Annotated in this window: 29 protein-coding genes; 6 read left to right on the forward strand and 23 right to left on the reverse strand. The window is 30.2% G+C overall.

The window, feature by feature from the left end:
• The first annotated feature begins 6 nt into the window (after positions 1 to 6).
• Entirely contained in the window at positions 7 to 1443 is a 1437-nt protein-coding gene (locus FVE77_RS02650; RefSeq protein WP_026745799.1) for a hypothetical protein, read from the forward strand.
• Between the two features lie 413 nt (positions 1444 to 1856).
• Complete coding sequence (gene cobJ, locus FVE77_RS02655; RefSeq protein ID WP_026745798.1) at positions 1857 to 2606, forward strand: precorrin-3B C(17)-methyltransferase; 750 nt, start codon at positions 1857 to 1859, stop codon at positions 2604 to 2606.
• A 206-nt stretch (positions 2607 to 2812) separates the two neighbouring features.
• Here the strand turns inward: cobJ and FVE77_RS02660 are convergent, their stop codons facing one another.
• The 5 genes from FVE77_RS02660 to FVE77_RS02680 form a co-directional block, all read right to left on the reverse strand.
• Complete coding sequence (locus FVE77_RS02660; RefSeq protein WP_026745797.1) at positions 2813 to 3187, reverse strand: DUF956 family protein; 375 nt, start codon at positions 3185 to 3187, stop codon at positions 2813 to 2815.
• Positions 3188 to 3312: 125 nt separating this feature from the next.
• Positions 3313 to 4230, reverse strand: coding sequence for a PTS system mannose/fructose/sorbose family transporter subunit IID (locus tag FVE77_RS02665; protein ID WP_006805211.1), 918 nt, complete (start codon positions 4228 to 4230; stop codon positions 3313 to 3315).
• A 17-nt stretch (positions 4231 to 4247) separates the two neighbouring features.
• Entirely contained in the window at positions 4248 to 5063 is an 816-nt protein-coding gene (locus FVE77_RS02670; protein WP_006805212.1) for a PTS mannose/fructose/sorbose transporter subunit IIC, read from the reverse strand.
• A 15-nt stretch (positions 5064 to 5078) separates the two neighbouring features.
• Positions 5079 to 6068: a PTS sugar transporter subunit IIB gene (locus tag FVE77_RS02675; protein WP_026745796.1), complete on the reverse strand. Its 990-nt coding sequence runs from the start codon at positions 6066 to 6068 to the stop codon at positions 5079 to 5081.
• 441 nt (positions 6069 to 6509) lie between these two features.
• Positions 6510 to 6806 carry a YciI family protein gene (locus tag FVE77_RS02680; RefSeq protein WP_026745795.1) on the reverse strand — a complete coding sequence of 99 codons (297 nt, stop codon included), beginning with the start codon at positions 6804 to 6806 and terminating at the stop codon, positions 6510 to 6512.
• A gap of 397 nt (positions 6807 to 7203) precedes the next feature.
• Here FVE77_RS02680 and FVE77_RS02690 point away from each other — a divergent pair, with 397 nt between their 5' ends.
• From FVE77_RS02690 to FVE77_RS02700, 3 genes are all read left to right on the forward strand, one after another.
• Positions 7204 to 7422, forward strand: a complete 219-nt coding sequence (locus tag FVE77_RS02690; RefSeq protein WP_006805216.1) for a FeoA family protein — start codon at positions 7204 to 7206, stop codon at positions 7420 to 7422.
• Entirely contained in the window at positions 7419 to 9611 is a 2193-nt protein-coding gene (feoB, locus tag FVE77_RS02695; protein WP_026745794.1) for a ferrous iron transport protein B, read from the forward strand. Before FVE77_RS02690 ends, feoB begins: the two co-directional genes overlap by 4 nt.
• A gap of 105 nt (positions 9612 to 9716) precedes the next feature.
• Positions 9717 to 9890, forward strand: coding sequence for a FeoB-associated Cys-rich membrane protein (locus FVE77_RS02700; RefSeq protein WP_081690293.1), 174 nt, complete (start codon positions 9717 to 9719; stop codon positions 9888 to 9890).
• A gap of 354 nt (positions 9891 to 10244) precedes the next feature.
• Here the strand turns inward: FVE77_RS02700 and FVE77_RS02705 are convergent, their stop codons facing one another.
• The 14 genes from FVE77_RS02705 to FVE77_RS02760 all read right to left on the reverse strand — a co-directional run bounded on the left by FVE77_RS02705 (position 10245) and on the right by FVE77_RS02760 (position 17157).
• On the reverse strand, positions 10245 to 11303 hold the full coding sequence (locus tag FVE77_RS02705) for a tyrosine-type recombinase/integrase (RefSeq protein WP_026745792.1): 1059 nt from the start codon (positions 11301 to 11303) through the stop codon (positions 10245 to 10247).
• A 75-nt stretch (positions 11304 to 11378) separates the two neighbouring features.
• On the reverse strand, positions 11379 to 11597 hold the full coding sequence (locus tag FVE77_RS02710; RefSeq protein WP_026745791.1) for a helix-turn-helix domain-containing protein: 219 nt from the start codon (positions 11595 to 11597) through the stop codon (positions 11379 to 11381).
• Between the two features lie 18 nt (positions 11598 to 11615).
• On the reverse strand, positions 11616 to 12368 hold the full coding sequence (locus FVE77_RS02715) for a protein rep (protein WP_026745790.1): 753 nt from the start codon (positions 12366 to 12368) through the stop codon (positions 11616 to 11618).
• 537 nt (positions 12369 to 12905) lie between these two features.
• Positions 12906 to 13058 (reverse strand): hypothetical protein, encoded by a 153-nt coding sequence (locus FVE77_RS12600; RefSeq protein ID WP_169718708.1) that lies wholly within the window; start codon positions 13056 to 13058, stop codon positions 12906 to 12908.
• 17 nt (positions 13059 to 13075) lie between these two features.
• Positions 13076 to 13360 carry a hypothetical protein gene (locus FVE77_RS02720; RefSeq protein ID WP_026745789.1) on the reverse strand — a complete coding sequence of 95 codons (285 nt, stop codon included), beginning with the start codon at positions 13358 to 13360 and terminating at the stop codon, positions 13076 to 13078.
• Between the two features lie 10 nt (positions 13361 to 13370).
• The gene (locus FVE77_RS02725; protein ID WP_026745788.1) at positions 13371 to 13577 is read right to left on the reverse strand and encodes a hypothetical protein; all 207 of its coding nucleotides are present in this window, start codon (positions 13575 to 13577) and stop codon (positions 13371 to 13373) included.
• The gene (locus FVE77_RS12435) at positions 13543 to 13710 is read right to left on the reverse strand and encodes a hypothetical protein (protein WP_154669749.1); all 168 of its coding nucleotides are present in this window, start codon (positions 13708 to 13710) and stop codon (positions 13543 to 13545) included. The genes FVE77_RS02725 and FVE77_RS12435 overlap by 35 nt, the downstream gene beginning before the upstream one ends.
• 77 nt (positions 13711 to 13787) lie before the next feature.
• Entirely contained in the window at positions 13788 to 14585 is a 798-nt protein-coding gene (locus FVE77_RS02730) for a hypothetical protein (RefSeq protein ID WP_026745787.1), read from the reverse strand.
• Positions 14548 to 14760, reverse strand: a complete 213-nt coding sequence (locus FVE77_RS02735; RefSeq protein WP_026745786.1) for a hypothetical protein — start codon at positions 14758 to 14760, stop codon at positions 14548 to 14550. The genes FVE77_RS02730 and FVE77_RS02735 overlap by 38 nt, the downstream gene beginning before the upstream one ends.
• Positions 14761 to 14762: 2 nt before the next feature.
• On the reverse strand, positions 14763 to 14987 hold the full coding sequence (locus FVE77_RS02740) for a hypothetical protein (RefSeq protein ID WP_026745785.1): 225 nt from the start codon (positions 14985 to 14987) through the stop codon (positions 14763 to 14765).
• A gap of 14 nt (positions 14988 to 15001) precedes the next feature.
• Complete coding sequence (locus tag FVE77_RS02745; RefSeq protein WP_026745784.1) at positions 15002 to 15325, reverse strand: hypothetical protein; 324 nt, start codon at positions 15323 to 15325, stop codon at positions 15002 to 15004.
• A 471-nt stretch (positions 15326 to 15796) separates the two neighbouring features.
• Positions 15797 to 15967: a hypothetical protein gene (locus FVE77_RS02750; protein ID WP_021770111.1), complete on the reverse strand. Its 171-nt coding sequence runs from the start codon at positions 15965 to 15967 to the stop codon at positions 15797 to 15799.
• Between the two features lie 143 nt (positions 15968 to 16110).
• Entirely contained in the window at positions 16111 to 16860 is a 750-nt protein-coding gene (locus FVE77_RS02755; RefSeq protein WP_026745783.1) for a Rha family transcriptional regulator, read from the reverse strand.
• A 96-nt stretch (positions 16861 to 16956) separates the two neighbouring features.
• A complete protein-coding gene (locus FVE77_RS02760) occupies positions 16957 to 17157 on the reverse strand; it encodes a DUF739 family protein (RefSeq protein WP_026745782.1) in 201 nt (66 codons plus the stop codon).
• 168 nt (positions 17158 to 17325) lie between these two features.
• Between FVE77_RS02760 and FVE77_RS02765 the strand changes: the two genes are divergently transcribed.
• Entirely contained in the window at positions 17326 to 17958 is a 633-nt protein-coding gene (locus tag FVE77_RS02765) for a helix-turn-helix domain-containing protein (protein WP_026745781.1), read from the forward strand.
• A gap of 361 nt (positions 17959 to 18319) precedes the next feature.
• On the opposite strand, the gene FVE77_RS12955 is transcribed toward FVE77_RS02765, so the two are convergent.
• The 4 genes from FVE77_RS12955 to FVE77_RS12440 all read right to left on the reverse strand — a co-directional run bounded on the left by FVE77_RS12955 (position 18320) and on the right by FVE77_RS12440 (position 20533).
• Positions 18320 to 18445, reverse strand: a complete 126-nt coding sequence (locus FVE77_RS12955) for a hypothetical protein (protein ID WP_269472243.1) — start codon at positions 18443 to 18445, stop codon at positions 18320 to 18322.
• A gap of 1346 nt (positions 18446 to 19791) precedes the next feature.
• A complete protein-coding gene (locus FVE77_RS02770) occupies positions 19792 to 20028 on the reverse strand; it encodes a type II toxin-antitoxin system YafQ family toxin (RefSeq protein WP_081690294.1) in 237 nt (78 codons plus the stop codon).
• Positions 19934 to 20176 (reverse strand): type II toxin-antitoxin system RelB/DinJ family antitoxin, encoded by a 243-nt coding sequence (locus FVE77_RS02775; protein ID WP_036087762.1) that lies wholly within the window; start codon positions 20174 to 20176, stop codon positions 19934 to 19936. The genes FVE77_RS02770 and FVE77_RS02775 overlap by 95 nt, the downstream gene beginning before the upstream one ends.
• A 210-nt stretch (positions 20177 to 20386) precedes the next feature.
• A complete protein-coding gene (locus tag FVE77_RS12440) occupies positions 20387 to 20533 on the reverse strand; it encodes a hypothetical protein (RefSeq protein WP_154669750.1) in 147 nt (48 codons plus the stop codon).
• Positions 20534 to 21313 lie beyond the last annotated feature (780 nt).

Here is a 21313-nt window from a genome sequence, read left to right on the forward strand (position 1 = left end):
AATAATATGAAAAAAATATTTCTAATCATAGTCCTTTTTTTAATAAATCTAAATTTAACCGCCTTAACAATGAAAGAAAAAATCCAGCAGGATTTGTCAAAAGTTGGGGTGAAAAAGGAAATTATTGATGAAACTGTGAAATTGGATAAAGAAACAGGAGAGGGATTTACAACGAAAAACGAAGATGGAGAAGTATCAACAAAAGATAGGGACAAATGGGAAAAAATTTATTTAAAGGATAAAAGAAATTACGTTGCTTTGGAAAGATTAATAGAATTCTATTTTTTGACTAGAACAGAGAATGATTCTAAAAAAGAGAAGTATATTTCAGAATATTTGAAAACAAATATTTCTGAAGATAGAAAAAATTTCTTTTTGGGAAAGAATTTTTGGATCAGTTCAGAAGGAAAAACTGAGAAAAATAAATATTTTGAAAAAGTTAAAAGTATCAGCAATAATCAGTATTATTTGAAAGTAATAGATTTTTTTGAGTATTTATCAAAGGAATCACAAAATATAAATCAAGATAATAATTTAAAAACAGTTAAGCCCAAAATAGATGAAATAATGCAAAAAATAGAGAAAATTGATAAAATACTTAATAATAAAGATTTGAGGGAAAAATACAGAATTTCTGATGAAGAGGCATATTCTGATCAACTAATTTTTTTTATGGCTGGCGGTATTCTAAAAGCAGTAGCAGGTGATATAGAAGGAATGGTCAATGATTTTATAAATAAAATTGCGAATAAACAGGTTTCTAAGGAAGTGGCAGAATATAATAAAAATAAAGAAATAATGACTGTTATGACAATTCAGATGACAATGGCTTTGAAAGGATTTTTTGGAGAAATGTCAGAAAAAGAAATTACAAAACTTGAAAAATTGACAAAAAAACTTCAAGATACTGAAATGTTTAAAAGAATTATGGAAAATTCTGAAAAAGAGGAAACTATTGAAAGCGATATTCATTTAGAAGATAAAAGAAAAAAATTTGAAGCATTTTCAGATGATGAGCAAATAAAACGAATTGTTGCTCAAAAAAAATTTGACTATATCGAAACAAGAATAGACAAGGAGAAAAAGATTTTTGATTGGACATTTGGATGTAGTGGATTAAATTGCAAACTTGTTTTTTTAGGAAAAAATAAAGATTTTGAGAAAAAAATAAAATTAAAAGATCTGAAAGAAAAAGAAAAAATTGTTAGAATTCTTGTTTTTGGAAAAAGAGAAGAAGATGAAGAAATTTCAGAAGGAGTATTTTTAAGAAAAGGAACTGACAGTAAAGGCAATGAATTTTATGTGTATGATGATGAAAATAAAGATAAAATATTAACAGTTTTTGTAGGTCAAAATGAAAATTTAGATTTTTTTAAATTTGTAAATGAAATATTGGGAGAAAGTTATAAAAATATTGAAGCGAAATATGGTGGAAGAGATTAAAAAATATTAAAATTCAAATAATTAAGGAAAAAATAGGAGAAAAAATACTTTTATCGCTAGCATTATTTTGTATCCTAAACCTAAATTTAAATGCTTTAACAATGAAGGAAAAAATCCAGCAAGATTTGTCCAAAATAGGAATAAATGAAAAAATTATTTTTATAAAAAAGAATATGAAAAAGGAATTGACTATTATTTAAGCATAGCAAATGTGAAAAAAGAAAGCTTGAAAAAATTTGTTTTATTTAAACAAGAAATGATGTGGTTATTTGTCGCTTCAAGTGTTGGTAATTTAGAAATACTGGAAAAAGCCAGAGAAAAAATAAAGAATCTTGAAGCATTAGACATATATAATAAAATTGTAAATTAATTTTTTAATTAATTAGATAATAAAATTTAGGAGGAGAGAAAAAATGAACAAAAAAGGAAAAATTTATGTAGTAGGAATTGGGCCAGGAAAAAAGGCAGATATGACTTTTAAGGCTTATGAAGCAATGGAGAAAAGCGATATAATTGTTGGGTATAAAACTTATACTGACTTGATTAAGGAATATTTTCCAAATACGGAAATAAAAAGTTCAAGTATGATGAAGGAAGTTGACAGATGTATTGAAGTTTTGGAACTTGCAAAATCTGGTAAAAATGTTGCTTTGATTAGCAGTGGAGATGCTGGAGTATACGGTATGGCTGGAATAATGTATGAGGTTATTGATGAAAAGGATGATGTGGAAATTGAAGTAATCTCAGGAGTTACAGCAACAAACGCTGCAGCCGCAATCGTAGGAGCTCCAATTATGCACGATTATGTAACAATCAGCCTAAGCAACCTTCTAACAGACTGGGAACTAATAAAAAAACGTCTAGAATTAGCTGCACAAGGTGATTTCATCATAAGCTTATACAATCCAAAAAGTAAAGGAAGAACAACTCAAATCGTAGAAGCACAGCAAATTATGCTAAAACACAAATCAAAAGACACGCCAGTTGCAATCGTAAGAAATGCAGGACGTGAAACTGAAGAGCATGAAATCACAACACTTGAAAAAATGCTTGATTCTGAAATAAATATGCTTACAATTGTATTAATCGGAAATTCAAATACATTTGTTAAAAAAGGAAAAATGGTTACACCTAGAGGTTATGATAAAAAATATGAATATTAATACTTTTTAAAAAGTCAGAAACAAAATTTGATAATATACTCGAACCTATTTAAAATTAAACTGCTAGAAATTATATAATTTAGGGTTTGAGTAAAATAGTCATAATTTTTGAGTTCTGTTTTAAACTAGTTTTATTATATTTATAAAATAAAAAAATTGGACTATCATATAAAGTTAGTCCATTTTTATTTTCAAATCTGTCATTTTTATTTCTTCTTGAACCATTCAAACACTTTTTTCAGCGACAATACTGGTTTATTTCTTACAATTTTTTCATTTCCTAAAAAATCACGCATTGTCTTTAATGTTTTTCCAGCATTTTTTACAACGAAATTATATGAGCCAGCACTTTTAGTATCTATGAAAAAACCACGAATATATTTGTCTTTAAAAAAAATCTGTGCCCTTACTCTTATAATTTCTCCCCAAGGAATCTGAATATAGTCTTCGGGATTACGGTTATTATAAAATTCAAAGGCTTTGTCTCCCACAAGTATATTTCCATTTTTATTCCCAATCATTCCCGATAGAGAATTTGCCTTTGTTGTAAATAACACTTTTGTATTCATCGAAATAGCCACTTTTATTCCTCATTTCTTTAATTCAAATTTATTACATAAAATTAGAAAAAAGTTGGCTTTTTAGTTCCAACTTCTCTCCTTTAAGTAAATTTTCCAATTATTTAATTAGTAGTAATTCTTTATTTTTAGAATATTTTAACTAAATGTCCTAAAATTCCAACTAAGAATAATCCAAAGATAATTAGAATTGGACTTATTTTTTTCTTTAACAGCCACATACATAGGAATGTTAATAATAAAGCCGCTAATCCCGGTACTAGTTGATTTAAGTTATCTTGTAAAGTCGTTACTTTTTCTGGAGAAAGCGATAGTCCTTTTGCTACATCTCCAAGAATTTTTTGTAACTGGGTACTGTCTATAGGTCCTTTTGGAAATTCTACATAAGCCCCTTTTGCTAAAGGAACTTTTGATACAACCATTGGGAAATTAATTGTTGTCCAACGTTGAACTAGTATTCCCATAACGAACATTCCTAAAATGGATGCTCCTTTAGTAATTGTTTGTAATAAACCACCTGATAAATCTTTTGTAATTTCAGCACCTTTTTGGTAACCAAATTCTTGAGTATACCATAAAAAGCCTATACGTATTACATTCCATACAATAAAGAAGAAGAAAGGTGCTATAAGTGATCCACCTGCTGCCAATGAAGCTGCAATTGCTCCTAAAATTGGACGTACTGTGAACCAGAATACTGGATCTCCGATTCCTGCAAGTGGTCCCATCATTCCAACTTTTACCCCTTGAATAGCTGCATCATCAATTTTTGATCCATTTGCTCTTTCTTCTTCAAGAGCAAGAGTTACTCCTAAAATTGGTGCAGCAATATATGGGTGAGTATTAAAGAATTCCATATGTCTTTTTAAAGCTGCTGAAGCATCATCTTTATTTGGATATAATTTTTTCAATGCTGGGATTAAAGAATAAGCCCAACCTCCATTTTGCATACGTTCGTAGTTCCAAGAACCTTGAAGAAATTGAGAACGTAACATTACACTACGACGATCTGATTTTGATAATTTTATTCTATTATTTTCTGCCATTTCTTGTTCCTCCCTTATTAATAATCGTTTAAAATGTCACCTAGCGGATCTCCAGAAGAAGATGCTCCGCCATCTCCGCCACCGTTACCTTTATTATTTGTAACATTTAAGTAAATAATAGCTGCACATACACCTATAATACCAGTTGCAATCAATGTCAATTCATTTAATGGTGCTAATGCAAAACCTAGGAAGAAGAACGGCCATACTTCTTTAGTTGCCATTAAGTTAATAACCATTGCATATCCTACTGCTACAACGAATCCACCACCAATTTTCATTCCATCAGTAAACCATTCTGGCAATAATTTAAGAGCATGTTGAATAACAGGAGAAGGTATAAATAACAATAATAGGGCAGGAATAGCAATACGTAAACCTTGACATGCAAGCGCAACCATATGCCATAATTCTACACCTTTGAAATTTCCTTTTTCTGCTTCTCTATCAGCTTGGTGAACAATAACTACTGATAAAGTACGAACAACCATAGTTAAAACTAACCCAGCTGTAGCAAGTGCAATCGCTGTACCAATCGCTACAGTTTGACCCGCAGCATCAAATTTTCCAGCTTTAACAAAAATAATTGCCGAAGCTACAGAAGCAAGAGCCGCGTCTGGAGCAACTGCCGCTCCTACATTTGCCCAACCTAAAGCCATTAACTGTAAAGCTCCACCTAACATAACACATTCCTTTATATGTCCTGTCGCAACTCCAACTAATGAACACGCAATAATTGGCTGATGGAATTGGAACTGATCAAGGATTCCTTCCATTCCTGCTAGAAATGCGACGATTAATATTAAAATAATTGATAAAATATTAAAATCCATAATAACCTCCTAAAATTAAAGTTTTAATCCTTCATTTTGTTTTTCTGAAATTAATTTAAATAAATCTGCCTTCTTGTCAGCGGCAACTTTTCTTACATCAAATTGAACACCTAAATCTCTAAGTTTCTTATAAGTGTCAACATCTTTCTGATCCATTGAAAGCACATTGTTTACCATTACTTTTCCAACAGTATGCGCCATCGAACCTACGTTTAACTCTTTAATGTCCACACCTTTTTCAATTACATAAAGTGCATCCTGAGGATTTTCAAATAGTAATAATGCTTTTGTATTTCCAAATCTTGGATCTTTTGAAATTGCTACTAATTTGTCAAGTGGTATAACGTGTGCACGTACACCTGGAGGTGCCGCCTGTTCAATTAATTTTTTACGTAATTCATCTTTTGAAACTGTGTCTGAAACAACAATTATTCTGTTTGGATTTGTTGCTTTTGTCCAGCTTGTTGCAACTTGTCCGTGTAACAAACGTGTATCAATACGGGCTAGAACAAATTTTATTTTCCCATCTCCGATAACTGTTCCTTCTGGAATTGCTCCTTTTGGCGTGTCATCTTGAGCCGCTGCTTTTGCTGCTGTTTCTTTAGGCTGTAATTCTTCAGGACGAACCTTAACTTGATCTTTTCCTTCTGGAACAATAGCTTTTGCTACTTCGTGAGCTGTATCTAAATCTTCTCTTTCTGATAAAGCCGCTAACAGCATTGGCAAGTTAAGTCCTGCTACAATTGCTCTTTTTTCAGGTGCTTCTTCAAAGAAACGATTTGATTGGTTGAAAGGGCTTCCTCCCCATAAGTCAACTAAGAAAAGAACTTCTTCAGTTCCTAGTTTGGCAATGGCATCTTGAATTTTTTTATATAAGTCATCTGGTCCTTCACTTGGCATAAATACAACTGATTCCAGCAATTCCGCCTCACCTAGAATCATTGAAGCCGACTGCTTTATACCAGCCGCAAATTCACCATGACTTGCAACGATAATTCCTACCATTTTGAACCTCCTTTTAAATAAAATTTATTTTTTATGTTTTCACTTTACAAATTTTTAACATCCTTAATTATCTCTAAGAATGATTTTACTGAAATTAAAAGTGAACAACCTCATACTATAAGTCTACCACATTTTTTTAGATTTGCAAGCATATTATAAGAAATTTATAAAAAAAAATTAATAGATATTGATTTTTAGTATATTTTTTATAATTTATAATATTGTAATAAATATAGTTTGATATTAAAAATAATTTCTAATAATGTGTATATACAAAGGAAATATGACAGGAGCAGATAAAAATTAGAATACTAAAATGATAAATAAAGGATTAATTTGAATTTTTTTATACAAAGAATAATTAAATTAATTTATTAGATATTTTTGATTTTATAGAGAGCTGTCATCATATATAATTTGAAACAGCTCTTTTTATACTATTTAATTGAGTAAATTTTCTATTGAAAAATTTTGACTAAACTTAACTGGTTGAAATTCGATTATTTCATAATCTGCTATTTCTTCAATATAAAATGGATCTTCATACAGTATTTTTTTTGCTTCTTTCAAATTGTTAGAATCAAACAAGATTACTCCTCCTAATTCAGGAAAACTTTTCTTCCCTGTACATATAAATTTTTCTTTTTCAAAATATTTGTCAAGATATTCTAAATGAGCTTCTAAAACCTTATTTACTTCTTTTATTGATTTTTTATATTTTAAATTAGCAATAAACATTCATTTTCAAATATTTTATATGCCATGTGCTTCTGGGGTCGAGAAAATATTAAATTACGGTAAAAAATGGGTGAAGATATTATACTGCTTGATAAAAAAGACGAATTTAGAAAAAATATTGGTAACTAATTTTATTAAAATAAAGAATAAGATATATTCATAGCATTTTATCAGAATGTTATGTTTTTTTTTAAGAAAAAACTTGCATTATTTTTTAAAAAGGTATAAAATTAGTTTGATAGCTAAAATATTTGAATTTCAGAGTATTTGTTACACTTTTGAAATAATTTTAAAGTGAATCCTTAAAATAAAAGTTTATCAAAAAACTTATTTTAAAATTATTTTAAATAAAAAAACTTCAGAAATCAAAAATAATAATGAGAGGAGATGGACTAAAATGACTCTAGTGGAAGGAAAAATTGGAGAGAAATTTTTGCTAAAAGATATTGATGAGAGGACATTGGATACACGATTATTAAGTTTGGGAGTTTGCAGAGGCGACGCATGTACAATAGAAAATATTGCAAATGGAAATATTTTAATAAAGACAGTGGAAACAAAAATCGTAATCAGTACAAATTTAGCAAATCATATTCAAATTGAGGTGGTAAAATGATAAACGTAGCATTTGTTGGAAATCCTAACGTAGGAAAAACCGCTTTAATTAATCAAATCTCACATGCAAGTTTAAAAATAGGAAACTGGCCAGGAGTAACAATAGAAAAAAAAGAAGTTTTTTTTAAGATAGGCAATGAAGATATAAAACTTATCGATTTGCCGGGAATTTACAATTTATCAATAAATACTCCTGAAGAACGTGTTTCAAGAGATTTTTTATTAAATGAAAAAGTTGATATAATAATCAATGTTATGGATTCCACATCGCTTGAGAAAAATATTTATTTAACAGCTCTATTAAAGGAACTCAGCATTCCAATCGTTATGGCACTTAACTTTGAGGATGAATTTAAAAGGATTGGTTATAAGCTGGATGTGGACAGATTTCAAAAGCAGCTTGGCATCCCAGTCGTCTTTACAAGTGGAAAATCTGGAAACGGTGTAGACAAGCTTATGGAAAAAGTAGTTGAAATTTCAAAACAAACTTCATCAGAACATAAACAGCACAGACTTTTGTTTGACAAAGAAATTGAAAGTAATATCGAAACTTTGAAAAATAAACTAAAAAATGAGAAATCCTATGAAAAAATGCTAGAAAAATATCCTGTTGACTGGCTTGTTATCAAAATTTTAGAAAATGATACAAATGTAATAGCAAGAGTAAAAAATGAATTCGGGATCAACTTATTAGATGTTGGAAGTCTTGAGAAGAAAAATCTTGAGGAACATTACGGAATTGAGCCTGAAGATGTATTGGCAAGGGCAAGATACGGAATTGTGCGTGGAATTATTTCGGCAAATTTAACAAGAGGTACTGGAAATAAATTTGCCTTGACAGATAAAATTGATAAAATACTTCTAAATAAATTTTTGGGCGGAATCGCATTTCTTGCTATAATTTATGCAGTGTTTGTTATTGTATTTGATGGAAGTTCGCCCTTTATTGACTGGATTGACGGATTTTTTAGTGATTTTGTAATAAAATATGTAGGGCATGCTATTGAAGGAGTACCTGACTGGCTAAGCAGCTTTGTGCTGGAAGGAATTCTTGCTGGAGTAGGTTCAGTCTTGACATTTGTTCCGCTTATGTTCTTTATATATTTTTTCATGGCAATTCTTGAAGAAAGTGGGTATATGGCACGTGTAGCGTTTATTCTGAATAAAATGATGACAAAGGTTGGGCTTTCTGGAAAAGCATTTATCCCAATGTTAATCGGATTTGGATGTACAGTTCCAGCAATTTATTCAACAAGAACCTTAGAAGATGAGAAAACAAGAAGGCTGACAGGAGTTATTGCCACTTTTATGTCTTGTGGTGCAAGACTTCCAGTTTATTCTCTTCTTGCGGCAGCTTTTTTCAGCAAACAGGCAGCCCTAGTTGTAGTTTCAATTTATCTTTTTGGAGTATTTATGGCTCTTTTTGTGGCATTTATACTAAAACGGTTCAATTACTTCAAGGGAAATAACACGGAACTTCTAATAGAACTGCCTCCATATAGATTACCAAGTGCAAAAGTTGTATGGAACAATATGAAATCAAAAACTTTTGCTTATGTAAAAAAAGCAACCACAGTAATTTTAGGAATACTGCTAATTATCTGGTTTTTCCAATATTTTCCAAATAAAGGAGATGCCGAAAATTCTTACTTAGGACAAGCGGCAAAAGTTGTACAGCCTGTTTTCAAGCCAACTGGCTTTGGTGACAGATGGGAACCTGTAGCTTCCATTGTTCCAAGTATTATAGCAAAGGAAACTGTTGTAGGATTTTTAGGGCAAATTTTGTTGTCAGAGAAAGAAGACGAGCAACAGGAATATAATTTTGTAAATGATTTAAAAAAGCAAGGAATTGGTCTAGGAAATGCTGTACTTGATTCTATAAAATCTTTAGGACACATTGCGACTTTCAAAATTTCAACTTTGGAAATGAAAAGTCAGGAAGATCTTGATGAGGATGCTGGAGGAAATATCGTTCCAGCAATTAGAAATCTATGGAATGATAAATATGGTCCAATAAGAGCTTATTCATTTATGCTGTATGTTCTTCTTGTAGTGCCGTGTGCTGTAGCAATGGGAGCATTAAAACAGGAATTTGGCTGGAAATTGTTAGCATTTCAGGTATCAATGCTATTAATTTTACCTTATGCTGTATCAGTACTGTTTTTTAATGTCGCACGATTATTTGTATAATTTTAGAATCTTTGATTATTGTAACTCAAATACATTTTTAGATTAAAATATATTTTCAAAATAAAATTTATTGTTATTTATACAATCTTGAAAGGAAGTTAAAACATGGTAAAAACAGTCGTTGTTGCTGCAATTGCAGCTGTAATTGCGCTTACAGTCTTTAGAAAAATATACAAAGATTATAAGAAAAATAAAAATTTTTGTGGAACAGATTGCTGTAGCTGTTCAGGTGCTTCATCCTGCAATTCACATGGAGAAGCAGAAGATTATAATAAATAGTGCAATTCAATCATTATCATTATTTAAAGACAAAACAAAGTTTTTAAAAACTTTATTATAAGAGTTATCCTGTATAATCATATCTGACCAATAGAAAAAGTGAAAACTTTTTTCTTCAAAACTCCTTTTTAAATATGCTATCACAAGGGTAGCATATTTTTTTTGCCAATTTTTTACAAAGCAAGGTAATACAGTACCAAAAAGGTATTCAGTTACCTTTTTCATTTTTTAATATTTTTTATTTATTTGTGATTTTTCCAAAAAAGGTACTCATTTACCTTGCCGGTTGGTCCCCCGTTGGACCCCAAATTCATTGCCTACAAATTATCAGTTTTATTGATTCAATTAATGGTTTTAATTTACATCATTCAAAAATTTGATGTTATCCATTGATACAGTCAATTCCTCGATATCTGATTGAATATAATATTCATTTGTAGTGCTTATGTCCTCATGTCCTAGTATATCGGTTATTACAACGCTATTTATTTTCTGATTGTTCATAAAGGTTGCCAATGTCTTTCGGCAATCGTGTGGCTTATGATTCATTTCCAACTCTTCCAGCGTCTTATAAAACTTTTCTCTAAAATAATTTGTACGTATCGGCTTATTTTCTTTTTTCTTTTTCTCGAATACCCATTTTTTATTATATAGCAAATATTCAGTTGGACTGCTCTCATATAGTCCTTTCACTAACTGAAATATGTCCTTGTGTATAGGTATTTGTCTATGTCTCCCTTTTTCCGTCTTGTTTCCGCCATTTATAATCCTACGTAATAAGTCAACGTTTTCTTTTTTCAGTTCTGTAATTTCGCCTATTCTCATACCTGTGTAAATCATAATTAAAATATAGTCTACCCATTGTATGCCAATATTATTCCATAGCTTTTGAATTTCATAGCCTGTAAACACATTCTTTTGCCTTTTACTGCTTTCCTTTGGCAATCTTATAAACTTTGCCCTGTTCACTGTCATTATCTCAAGCTCCATAGCATAGTTGGATAATACTGTCAGAAAATTCTTTGTGATTTTCTTTGTTGCTACACTGCAATCAAGACTGTTTACCGTGTCTTGCATTTGAGGGCTTTTTATTTCCCTAAATATTAGACTATGTAACGGCTTACATCTTTTAAAGCTGTTCTCGTAGCCCTTTATCGTGCCAACTGCAACCAGTCCTTTCTGATTCTCTATAAACAATCTATACAGCCCCTTAAATGTCATTGTGCTGTTCTCTACATCATAGGGATTGTATAAATATTCATTCAGCACTTCCATTGCCTGTTTCCTTGTTTCATAATATCCCAGCGATACCCTTTTCTTTGTTTTCCAGTCCGTAACTCTTACCCTGTACGGCTTTCTTTTCGTGGTTTTTGTTACACTTCCAGTACCATTTGCATTTTTTATTCTTTTCATTTCTTCCACCAATCCAAAAATCTAGCTAATAGGCACTACTCTGCCCTATAATTTTAATACCGTTTTTTACAATAGTCAAAAAAATATTTTAATCAATTCATTGTCCGTTAGTTCTAATAACTCTTTTATTTTGTATATTTCCGACTGTGTAAAATAATTTTTTCCGTTTATTTTTTTATTAAGTCCACTTTCCGATATTCTTAATTCCTTAGCTAATTTCTGGTAATTTAATCTTTTCTCCCTTATCTTGTGCTTTAATACAATGTATTCCATTCTTTTTGATTTCAAGTTCAATTAAATCACCCCGTTTTGTTATTTGAATATCCCTGAAGTAGTAAACAGCCTTTTCCTGTCGTTTATCATTTCAAAAAAGGCCCGAATTTCCATATCATAAAGTTTCATTATACGCTTTTTCCTTGCAACCGTGATATATCTCAATACTTTTTCTATATCTTCATCAGTATTCTTTACCACTTTTACATCAATAGCGTTTGTGATAGTTTCCTTTTTCCATTTTTTCCAAGTCTTTTCCAGTTTTTCAATTTCTTTTTTTCTAATCCAATGCTTTTTAAAATCCTCTCTAACTCCTAATAATAAATGGATATGCGGTAAAAGTCTTTTAGAATATTTATTATAGGAAATTTCAACTATCTTTACATAACCCAGCATTATTGCCTGTATGCTCCTTTTCCTTACGATTTTTGCCACTATGTCATTATTTTCCCCCACTTCCTTGCTTAGTTTTGATAAATCGCTTATTTCTCTGCCATTAAATGTCATTAGGATATATCGGATTCCCTTTTGTTCGTTTATTTTTTCCTTTAGCTTTAAATATGTCTTGTATTTCCTGTTTTCCCTGCATAGAGGACAAGTCTGACGCTTGCACCTTGTTATATAGCTTATTTCTCCATTTCCATACAAAAGTTCATTGTTTATGCATTCAAGCGTTTCATCAATCTCACTTTCTTTCCTGTATTCCTCTATGATTTCCAATATTTCTATTATCCTGTCTGTGTCTTCTTCCGTGTATCTATATCTTTTCGGATAATTTCCCCTTTCACTCATTAATTTCACTTCCTTACCCAAATGTTAAATTCGGCGTGCATTTTCCCTCTCTTTTCTCTATAATTATTTTTCTTTGTGTATGTCTGTATATAATCAATTAATTATCATTGCTTTTCTTTGAATTATATAGATTATTTTGTATTCTAGGCTTTTATTTATGCTATCTAGGGTATTTCTTTGTATCTAAAATGATAAAAAATGTAAAATCCAATCCCACATTACTATATAAAGTAAAGGAAAAAAATTTTTGCTTATTCAAAATTACGTAATTTTTTTAACCTTGTATTAATCTTACATTTTTGGCTGTTATGGTATCTAACTTTACATTTTTATTTGCTATTTTTTACTTCAAAAATGTATAATTTGTTATGGTATTTAATCTTACATTTTTATTCTCTTATCATTTAAAGATTGGGACCTAAATTTTGATTGTCTTAAATGCTGTGATATGGTATAATTGATACATAGAAATACACCAAAATAATTATGATTGCTTGTTAAATCACTCCCCCCTTTTGTGAAATAACAGGCATTTTTTTATTTCCCACTCTTTTTCTTCGGCTTGAATACTGGGGCTGTGTTTCCATAGTTCACTTTGCCACATTTCTTGCATTTGGCAACATAATAAATACGATTGTTCTCTATTCCAAATAAGAATGTTCCACAATGCTTGCAATATACTGATTTCATATTTTCTCCTTTCTCTGTTATGATAATGGTTGTCCGTCTTCCTCTTCATCGAGGACTTGCATTATTTGTTCGCTTTCGTCAATAAGTGCTTCAAAAACAACATTATCTATTGACACTTCTAACAAATCGGTAACTTTATCCACTATTTGAATTATTTGTTCACTAGGTATTTGTAATTCACCCAAAAACTCAACAAATGCCACTGCCTGTATTTTCCGTTCTTTTTGTGTTTCAATCCACTTCTTTTTTCGTTCTTCATTTGCTGTTGTTACGACTTTTCTTAATATATCTATTTTATCCATTCTATCCCCCTTAATTGTATGCTAACGCTGTTATTTTTATACCAAGCTCCATTAATTCATATATTGATGTTAAATGTCTCTCATATAGCTTATAATCGTCTATTTCCTTATCTAATTTCTTTATCACGCTTTCTATATCCTCGTTATAATTTTTATGTTTCTGTATCTTTTGAATGTTTTTTCTAACATTCGGCATTTTCTTTTCGTATGCTCCCATTATTTTTCTCCTCTAGCTTTCTGTTTGTCAGTATTCCTAACTTAATTAATAATTTCTCCATTTCTTCCACGCTTAATTGTTCAAATGCTTTGATTATCGCCTTTGCTCTTTCGCTACTGTTTGCTTTCTCCATTTTTAAATTTCTCCTATTTTTTCAAATTTAAAGCCTAAAATTACAATTATCTTGAAAAATTAGGCTATTTTTTATAATTAATATCCTATTTTCCACACAGGCCCATTATCTACGTTTTCAACTCTCTGTAATGCCTTTAACAGCACCTTAGCCTTGATTTCTGTTCTGTCCTTTACTTCTTGATACATAAGTACAAAAGGTATGTTTTCCGCCATACATTCGTTTATAACCGCTGCCATAATCAACTCAACTTGCTGTAGTATTCCTAATTGTCCTTGCGTCAATTCGTCTCTCTTGATTCCTTTTGGTATTCCAGCAATGTTCCGTGCCAAGTTTGAATAATGAATATAATATATTTTCTGTTTCTCTTTTCTTACTTTTCCATACTCCAGCAATGCCTTTAAATTCAATGTTTCAATGTTCCTTGTTACTTTGCTTAATTCTCTTGCCTGTAACCTTGCAAGCTCCTCTAATTGCCTGTTTTGGTTTTCCAAATAGTCTATATACTCAATCACGGCTTTTCTTACAAATTTGCTTTCTCTCATTAAAACTTGTTTGGCTTTTTCTAAAGGCAATACATACATATCTCTTTTTTCGCCTTTTTCATCTAAGTATTTGCTAAGGGAAAATTTCCCCTGTGCTATTTCGTTTTCAACCGGCTCAATTTTGAGCCCGTTAATTTCTTCTGAAAATTCATCTTTTATTGTTCTTAAAAGATTTTTATGTCTTAATTCAATAAACTTTCCTCTTTTAATTTCCGATTCCGTTAATGTTCCAGCCTTTGCCTTTTCTTCGTATTCCTTTTCTCTAAGTTCATTGATTTTCTTTAATAAATCCCTACTTGTTATCATTTCGTTGTTTCCTGTCAATTCCATTTTCTTTCCCTCCGTCTTTTATATTTTCTGTTTCAAATAGTTCTGTTTCTGGTATTTCAAACAATTCTACATCTTCTATTTCCGGCAATTCAATTTCTTCTATCTCTTCCAGCTCTATTTTTTCCAATTCAAATAAATCTTTTTCCAGTAATTCCAATATTTCTGTAAATTCCATTGTTACTGCTCCATTTCCATTCTTGCCACTTGTTTTCCTAACTTAAAAAAAGTTTTTTGTGTTTCTACAAGCAAATCAGCAAAAAAATTACTCGCCTCTCTACTGCTTTTAAGTTCTTTCATTACAATATCCATTTTTCTTTTGCAACGTATCTCAAGTTCTATATCTGCCCATTCAAGTATTGCTTCTTCCATACTTTTTTTTGCTTTTTCTTTCATTTCTTCCATTTAATCCACGCTCCTTAATTTGATTTATCTAATATTTCTTTTATTGTTTTTTCTTCCTCTGTAAATACATCAATTACAACTATGCTTTCACGTATAACGTTTTCAATATCCATATTACTGATGTTTTCCCTGTATGTTTTTTGTAAATCTTCCTTGACTGTTATTTCTTCCCTTGCTACCTGTATAGCTGTAAACAGTTCAATTAATTTTTCTTTTACTTTTTCATTCTTAGCAAGTTTTAGGCTTTCACGTTCTGCATACCTCTCTTTTTGCCATATTTCTTCCCTTATCTCGTCTGCCTTGTCGCCTAAAATTTCTTCCCTTATTTTCTTTTCCATAATTATTTCACTCCCTTAATCATTCTTTTTATTATGTTAATCACTTTATTTCGGGCCTTTTCCCTTGCTTTGTCGCTGTTTTTGTTTACCATTCCTATAGCTTCAAATTTGTGTTTCATTCCTTACCACTCCATTTCAATATTAAATTTTCTGTGTATCTCCGTTTTCGATGTATCAAAAAATTATTAAGCCCAACGCTTAACCTAACAATCAAATTTATTTGTGTATTTTCTTATCGCCTAGAAATGTATTTTATATGCTTTATACTTGATTTTTTATATGTTTTCTGATATGATTTGTATGGTTTATTTATTTTTAAGCATTAAAAAAATACTACAAATTCCTTTGCATTCTTAAGAAGTTTGTAGTATAATTTACTTGCTACAGTATATTTATTATACTACAACTCTTTTATCTAAGGATATATGGAGTTTGCCTTATATAACTTAAATAGTTGTATAGGGCTTTTTTTTAATTCCTTTTTATAATTATTTGCTTGTTTTCTTCATCTAAAATGATTTTAATATCATTGTTTTCTTTTGACAATTCCAAAAATCTAGCAAATTCAGCTGGTATTGTTACCTTGTTCGTTGTTCCGTTTCCAGCTTTATAAAAAGTGATTTTTGCATTTTTCTCTTTCATAAAACTCTCCTATCCGTTAGTACAAACATATTATATAATATTAGTACTAACTTGTCAAGTTATAATTTACATTTTTTTCATAAATTACACTACAAACTTCTCAAGTATGCTATTTGATTGTGATTGTCCGTATTAATTGGCTGTTACATCAGGCCCAATTGTTTCTGATTTTCATTGATTTTGTATATATTTGGCATATCCAGTTTCATAAATTGCATTAATTGGTAGCCAAGTGCTTTGCATTTTCCGTAAATATCTTTATAAAACAACTGCTTTTCCATACTCTCAAATATAACTTTTGAAAATAAGTCCTCTAGCTTTTTGATATGTAGCAACGTTTCAACATCGACCGTTTCCCTTGTTCCGTCATCTACTCCTGCAAGTCTATTTACAAGCCTTGAATACACAATATAAAGCCTGTCAGCATTGTTGCTCCCCTGTGATTTTGCATAAGGTATTAATACAGCTATTGCGTCCGTTTCCTTTCGCCTTGTGATTTTTCCTTGCTTTCTAGTGAGTAGCCATTCATTATTTTGCCTGTTCCATAATGCCTGCCTTAACATCTGATTTTGTTTTTCCAGCTTTTCAATATAATCAAATACTTTTTCTCTCACTTCTATGCTTTCCTTTGTCAAAAGTCTTAATGATTGCTTTAAAGTCAAATCAAACTTAGGCTGGTTTCTATTCCAATTATCCTTATACGAGGTCGGCGAAATTTTTCCCTCACCTATTTGTTTTCTAAATTCATTTCTTATAGCTTTCAATAGGTCTTTATGTTCTAATTTTGTTTTATTTCCGTCTTCTATCCTAAACTTATTGATTAATTCCAATAATTCCAAACTTGTGATACTTTCCTTAGGCTCTTTGCCTATTTTTGTTACTAATTCATTCATTTTCATTCACTCCTATACTGTTTTTTATTTGTTCTGACCGATTTTAATTCGTTCAGAATTTTTTTAATATTACTCGGCTAAAATTTCAGCCCAGCCCTATTCGTTTATAAAGATTTCTACTACTTCATCATTGGTTAAATTAAAGATTTTTTTCATTTTAGCGATTTCCTTATCTTTAAAACCTTTTCCATTGATTTTATTTGTAAATGCTGTTTTTGATAATCCTATAACCTTTGAAAAATTATCATAATTGAAACTGTATTCTTTCAATTTCCCCTTTAATTTGTTGTTTACCATTTTTACCACACTCCTAAAAGTAATATTTTATGTTACCAATTCTAAATAATAGTAACATATATTGTTACTTTAGTCAATGTATTTTTTATAAAAAATATAAAAAGTTGCTTTTTTTGTTACTTTTTGATATTATATTATTAGAAAATTAATAATTAATATGGAGAAAAAATGGAAAAAGAAATTAATGATTTTAAGCATTTGGGGGAAGTTGTTAAATTTTTAAGAAAATCTAAAAAAATGACACAAATAGAATTAGCGAAAAAATTAAATAAAACCCCATACACTATAAAAAGATATGAAAAAAACGGAAAAATTCCTTTGGAAGTAGTTAAGGAAATTTTTTTAATATTTGAGGTTTCTAAAACATTAGCAGCTTCTTTTATTTCTAATGCATTTTTAGATTATAGAGCTTTAACTGAAACCGAAAGGCAAGAAGTAGTAAAGATTTTAAAGGCTGGAGTAGACGAAATGACAGAAGAAGAAGAATTTGAAAAAGGTTTTGAAATATTAGTAAACCTTTCACATTTTAATAGATTTTCAGTTTACAAAGAAGATGAATATATTATTGTAAGGATAGCGGATTATGATTTTAACGAATATTTTAAGGTAAAAAAAAGTGATGTAGGTAGAATAGCGGAATTTCTTAATGAAAATATAACAAATACATTACAAAGCTATTTGTATATTTTGAAAGCTCTTGTAAATATTGAAGAAAAGAAAAAAATTAAAACAAAGTCTGAGAAAGATGAGAACGGTTATATTATTTTAAAACCCGATAAATCTCAAAAGGATTCCGATTAATTCGTTATCCTAAAATCAGCTGGCAAAACTTCTACCATCTTATTGTGATGGCGTCCACCAAAATGACACCATAATTAAACGACTGGGCAAATCGCCTACCCATAGTTAAAGGACTGGGAGAATTGCCTACCCCTATTAAACGGATTGTTAAGGGAGTCCGTTAAAATGACACCCTTTGAAGTGTGTAGATTAAATCTACTGTGTTATCTTTTGTTAGCCAGTATATAAAATTTATATATCAGATAACGGGCTATGTTAAACTTAGGTCGTGAATAATCATTGAATACAGCCAATAGGGATAAACTCCCCTTTGGTTGTTTTTATTTCTCCATTTGTGGGAAAAATTAATAAGCGATACATCTTACCTATTTGACTTCGCCACAAGTGGCGAAAATGATTTTATTCTAGTTATTTTTTGAATCACTGTTTGTGATTCAGAATTATACCGACAAAGCTCGACAATTTCCCTTATAACTTTTTCCAGCATAAATAAGTGATAACCTAATGCGTAAACTTTCCGTATTGTGAATAATAATTTTTTTCGTTTCCTCGTGAAACACAACCCCATATAAACGAAATACAAGCCCATACACGCTTTCAATTCAATTCCTTGATAATTTATTGCCTAACTTATCAAAATACTTCCACAGCTTGTTTTTAAGCTCACAGCATTGTGAAACTTACAGACAATTAATTTACATTTGGGCCTTTTGAAAATTCTCTATAATTCCCCGAATAGCTTGTAAAAATTAAAAAATAAAACATTTTTTTAATGTTAATAGAAATTAAATTGTTGGCTTTTGTTAAGTTTTTATATCCGTACTGCATAAATCTAACTTAGGGAGTTTTTTTATACCCTAATTCAAGTTTAGTGTTTCCAGTTTTAAAAAATTAGTATTTTTTAGTAATTTATATTTTCTATTTCACAATTTATTTCTCAGACGTTCACAGACGAACGTAGAGGGGGTATCACGTTCACTAAATTAAATTTTGGTATTAATCTATGGCTAGGGTATAAATCTATCTTAAATCGCTTAATTTTCATTAAAAAATTATTTTTATTTTTAATTTTTACAGGCTATTCGCGTTTTTATAGGATATTTTTAGCTGTTACTTAAATTTAAGTAGTAGCTCCGGCGTTCTTCTTTGTGAAGTACGCAGGTAAAATATTTTACTCACATCGTTTTTGAATAGGTCTGCTAAAATTCCAGCCAACCAAAATACGAAACCTTAAATTTTCATATTTTGCCAAATTTTCTATAATTGTATTAAAGACTGATTTTTAAGTTATTTAAAGAATTTTAAAAAATTTCCTAAAAGTTTTCAATTTAAGGTTTCATAAAAATTATTGCACGAAAAATATCCCTCCTGAAATATTAGGGGAGCTTTTAGCTGATACGGAAATTTTTCGCATCAGCTTTTATAATTTGACTCCATAATTTTTTGGAGTAAGATTTTTATAATTTACATTTCAACACTTGTTCTTAAAATCAATTTTAAGGTGGCTAGCGTTTCGCTCACGTTCGTTTGTAAACTTTTTGATATAAAACTATGGCTAAGATGTAAAATGTTCTCAAATCGCTTTAAATTTGTTAATAATTAATTATTTCCGTTTTTATTAAATGGTAAAATTGCTTGCAAGTACGTAAATAAGCTATGTTGGATATTTATTTGATTTAAAAAAAATGGAACGGAAATGAAATTTGAAAATAATAGCGTGTATAAATTAATTGGGACTCGCCAGACCCACAGGGCAAAAAAGTCTCCCCAAAGTACCTTTTCATTTTTGCATAAAAAAATCACAGCTAAATTAATAACTGTGATTCGTTTATCTTATCCAAACAGGTCGCTGTGAGTTCCTGTATCTGTCAATAACAGTATCAAGCCCTTTTCTGTTATCTTGTATATCAACAGCCAATCAGGCGCTATATGACACTCACGATGTCCTACATAGTCTCCTATCAAAGAATGGTCTTTATTCTTTTCGGGTAACTTTTCCCCTTTTGCCAGTTCTTTCCATTTCTTCTGCCTCTTTAATAGCGGCCAATAACTCTTGTCTTGGGCGTGGATTCCTAATTTCAAAAGGTATCTTTTGTTCTTTTATTGCCTGTTTTAAGAATATGTTTATCGCTGTAGTTAAGTTCATTCCTAAGTCCTTAAATAACTCCTGTGCTTCTTTTTTAGTAGTATCGTCTATATTTATAGTTGTTGCGCTCATCTCTATCACTCCTTAATATTTATATTATACATATATTATACACTTAAAATATATAAAAAGCAATAAAAAAAGCCAAATCTTTACATCAGGCCCATTTATTCAAGTTCAATTATAATTTTATTTCCAACGTTCGCTCGTTTTTAACGTTCGTTGTCTCATTTTTTGTCATAACCAATCATTATTTACGCTATCCTTTAACCCTTATAATTTCTATGCTGTAATGTATTTTGAACGTCCCAACGTTCGTTCGCTTTTGGCTGTATTTTTTCCGTGATTTTCCAATTTTTCATGTTCCTGTACAATTTGCAACCTTTTTTTAGTGGGTGCATTTTGGTTTTTACTGCCATTTTTTGCCATTATTATTTGGTTTTGGTTACCGTTTCAATATACCATAATTACAGGCTTATTTGATAGTTTGCATCCTTTTGCTTTGGGGTGCATTTTTGAAAAAAGGGTGCAAATTTTTCCGCGTTTTTCCATAAAATTTTATTTTCGGTTGTTACCTTTAACCCTTATTATTGCTGTATTCTTTAGCATTTTGCAACCATTAAAATTGGTTGTGTTTTTGGTTACTTTTGGTTGTATTCCCAATTCTAAGTGGTTGCATTATTAAATTTTTATGGAGTAGTACCATTATGAAATACACTACTAGCCTTTGGATTGGTAATATAATTATACCATATTTTACAAAGAAATTGAATCAGCTACAAAATAATTTACATCAAAAAAGGACTACTCAAATTTGAATAATCCTTTTTTTATTAGCTAGATTTTTTTGTTTTAAAATTGCAAAAGTAGTGGTATTTTTCTTGGTACTCGCAACCCCCCATAAATAGCGACTTCATTTTTTTACTTTTCGAGGTTGGTCTCCTGTTGGTCTCCAAATTAAATTTTATGCCCATTTTTACTGGCTTTCTCTTAAAAAAGAAGTTTTTTCTTCAACTCCTTTTTAAATATGCTATCACAAGGGTAGCATATTTTTTTTGCCAATTTTTTACAAAGCAAGGTAATACAGTACCAAAAAGGTATTCAGTTACCTTTTTCATTTTTTTAGTTTTGTTTCCACCGTGTATAAATTCCTGCTGTAAATCTGGATTTTTCTTTTTTTATTCCACAGTTTCTTCGGTTTTTATGCCT

This window comes from Leptotrichia hofstadii, from assembly GCF_007990525.1.
GTDB lineage: Bacteria > Fusobacteriota > Fusobacteriia > Fusobacteriales > Leptotrichiaceae > Leptotrichia > Leptotrichia hofstadii.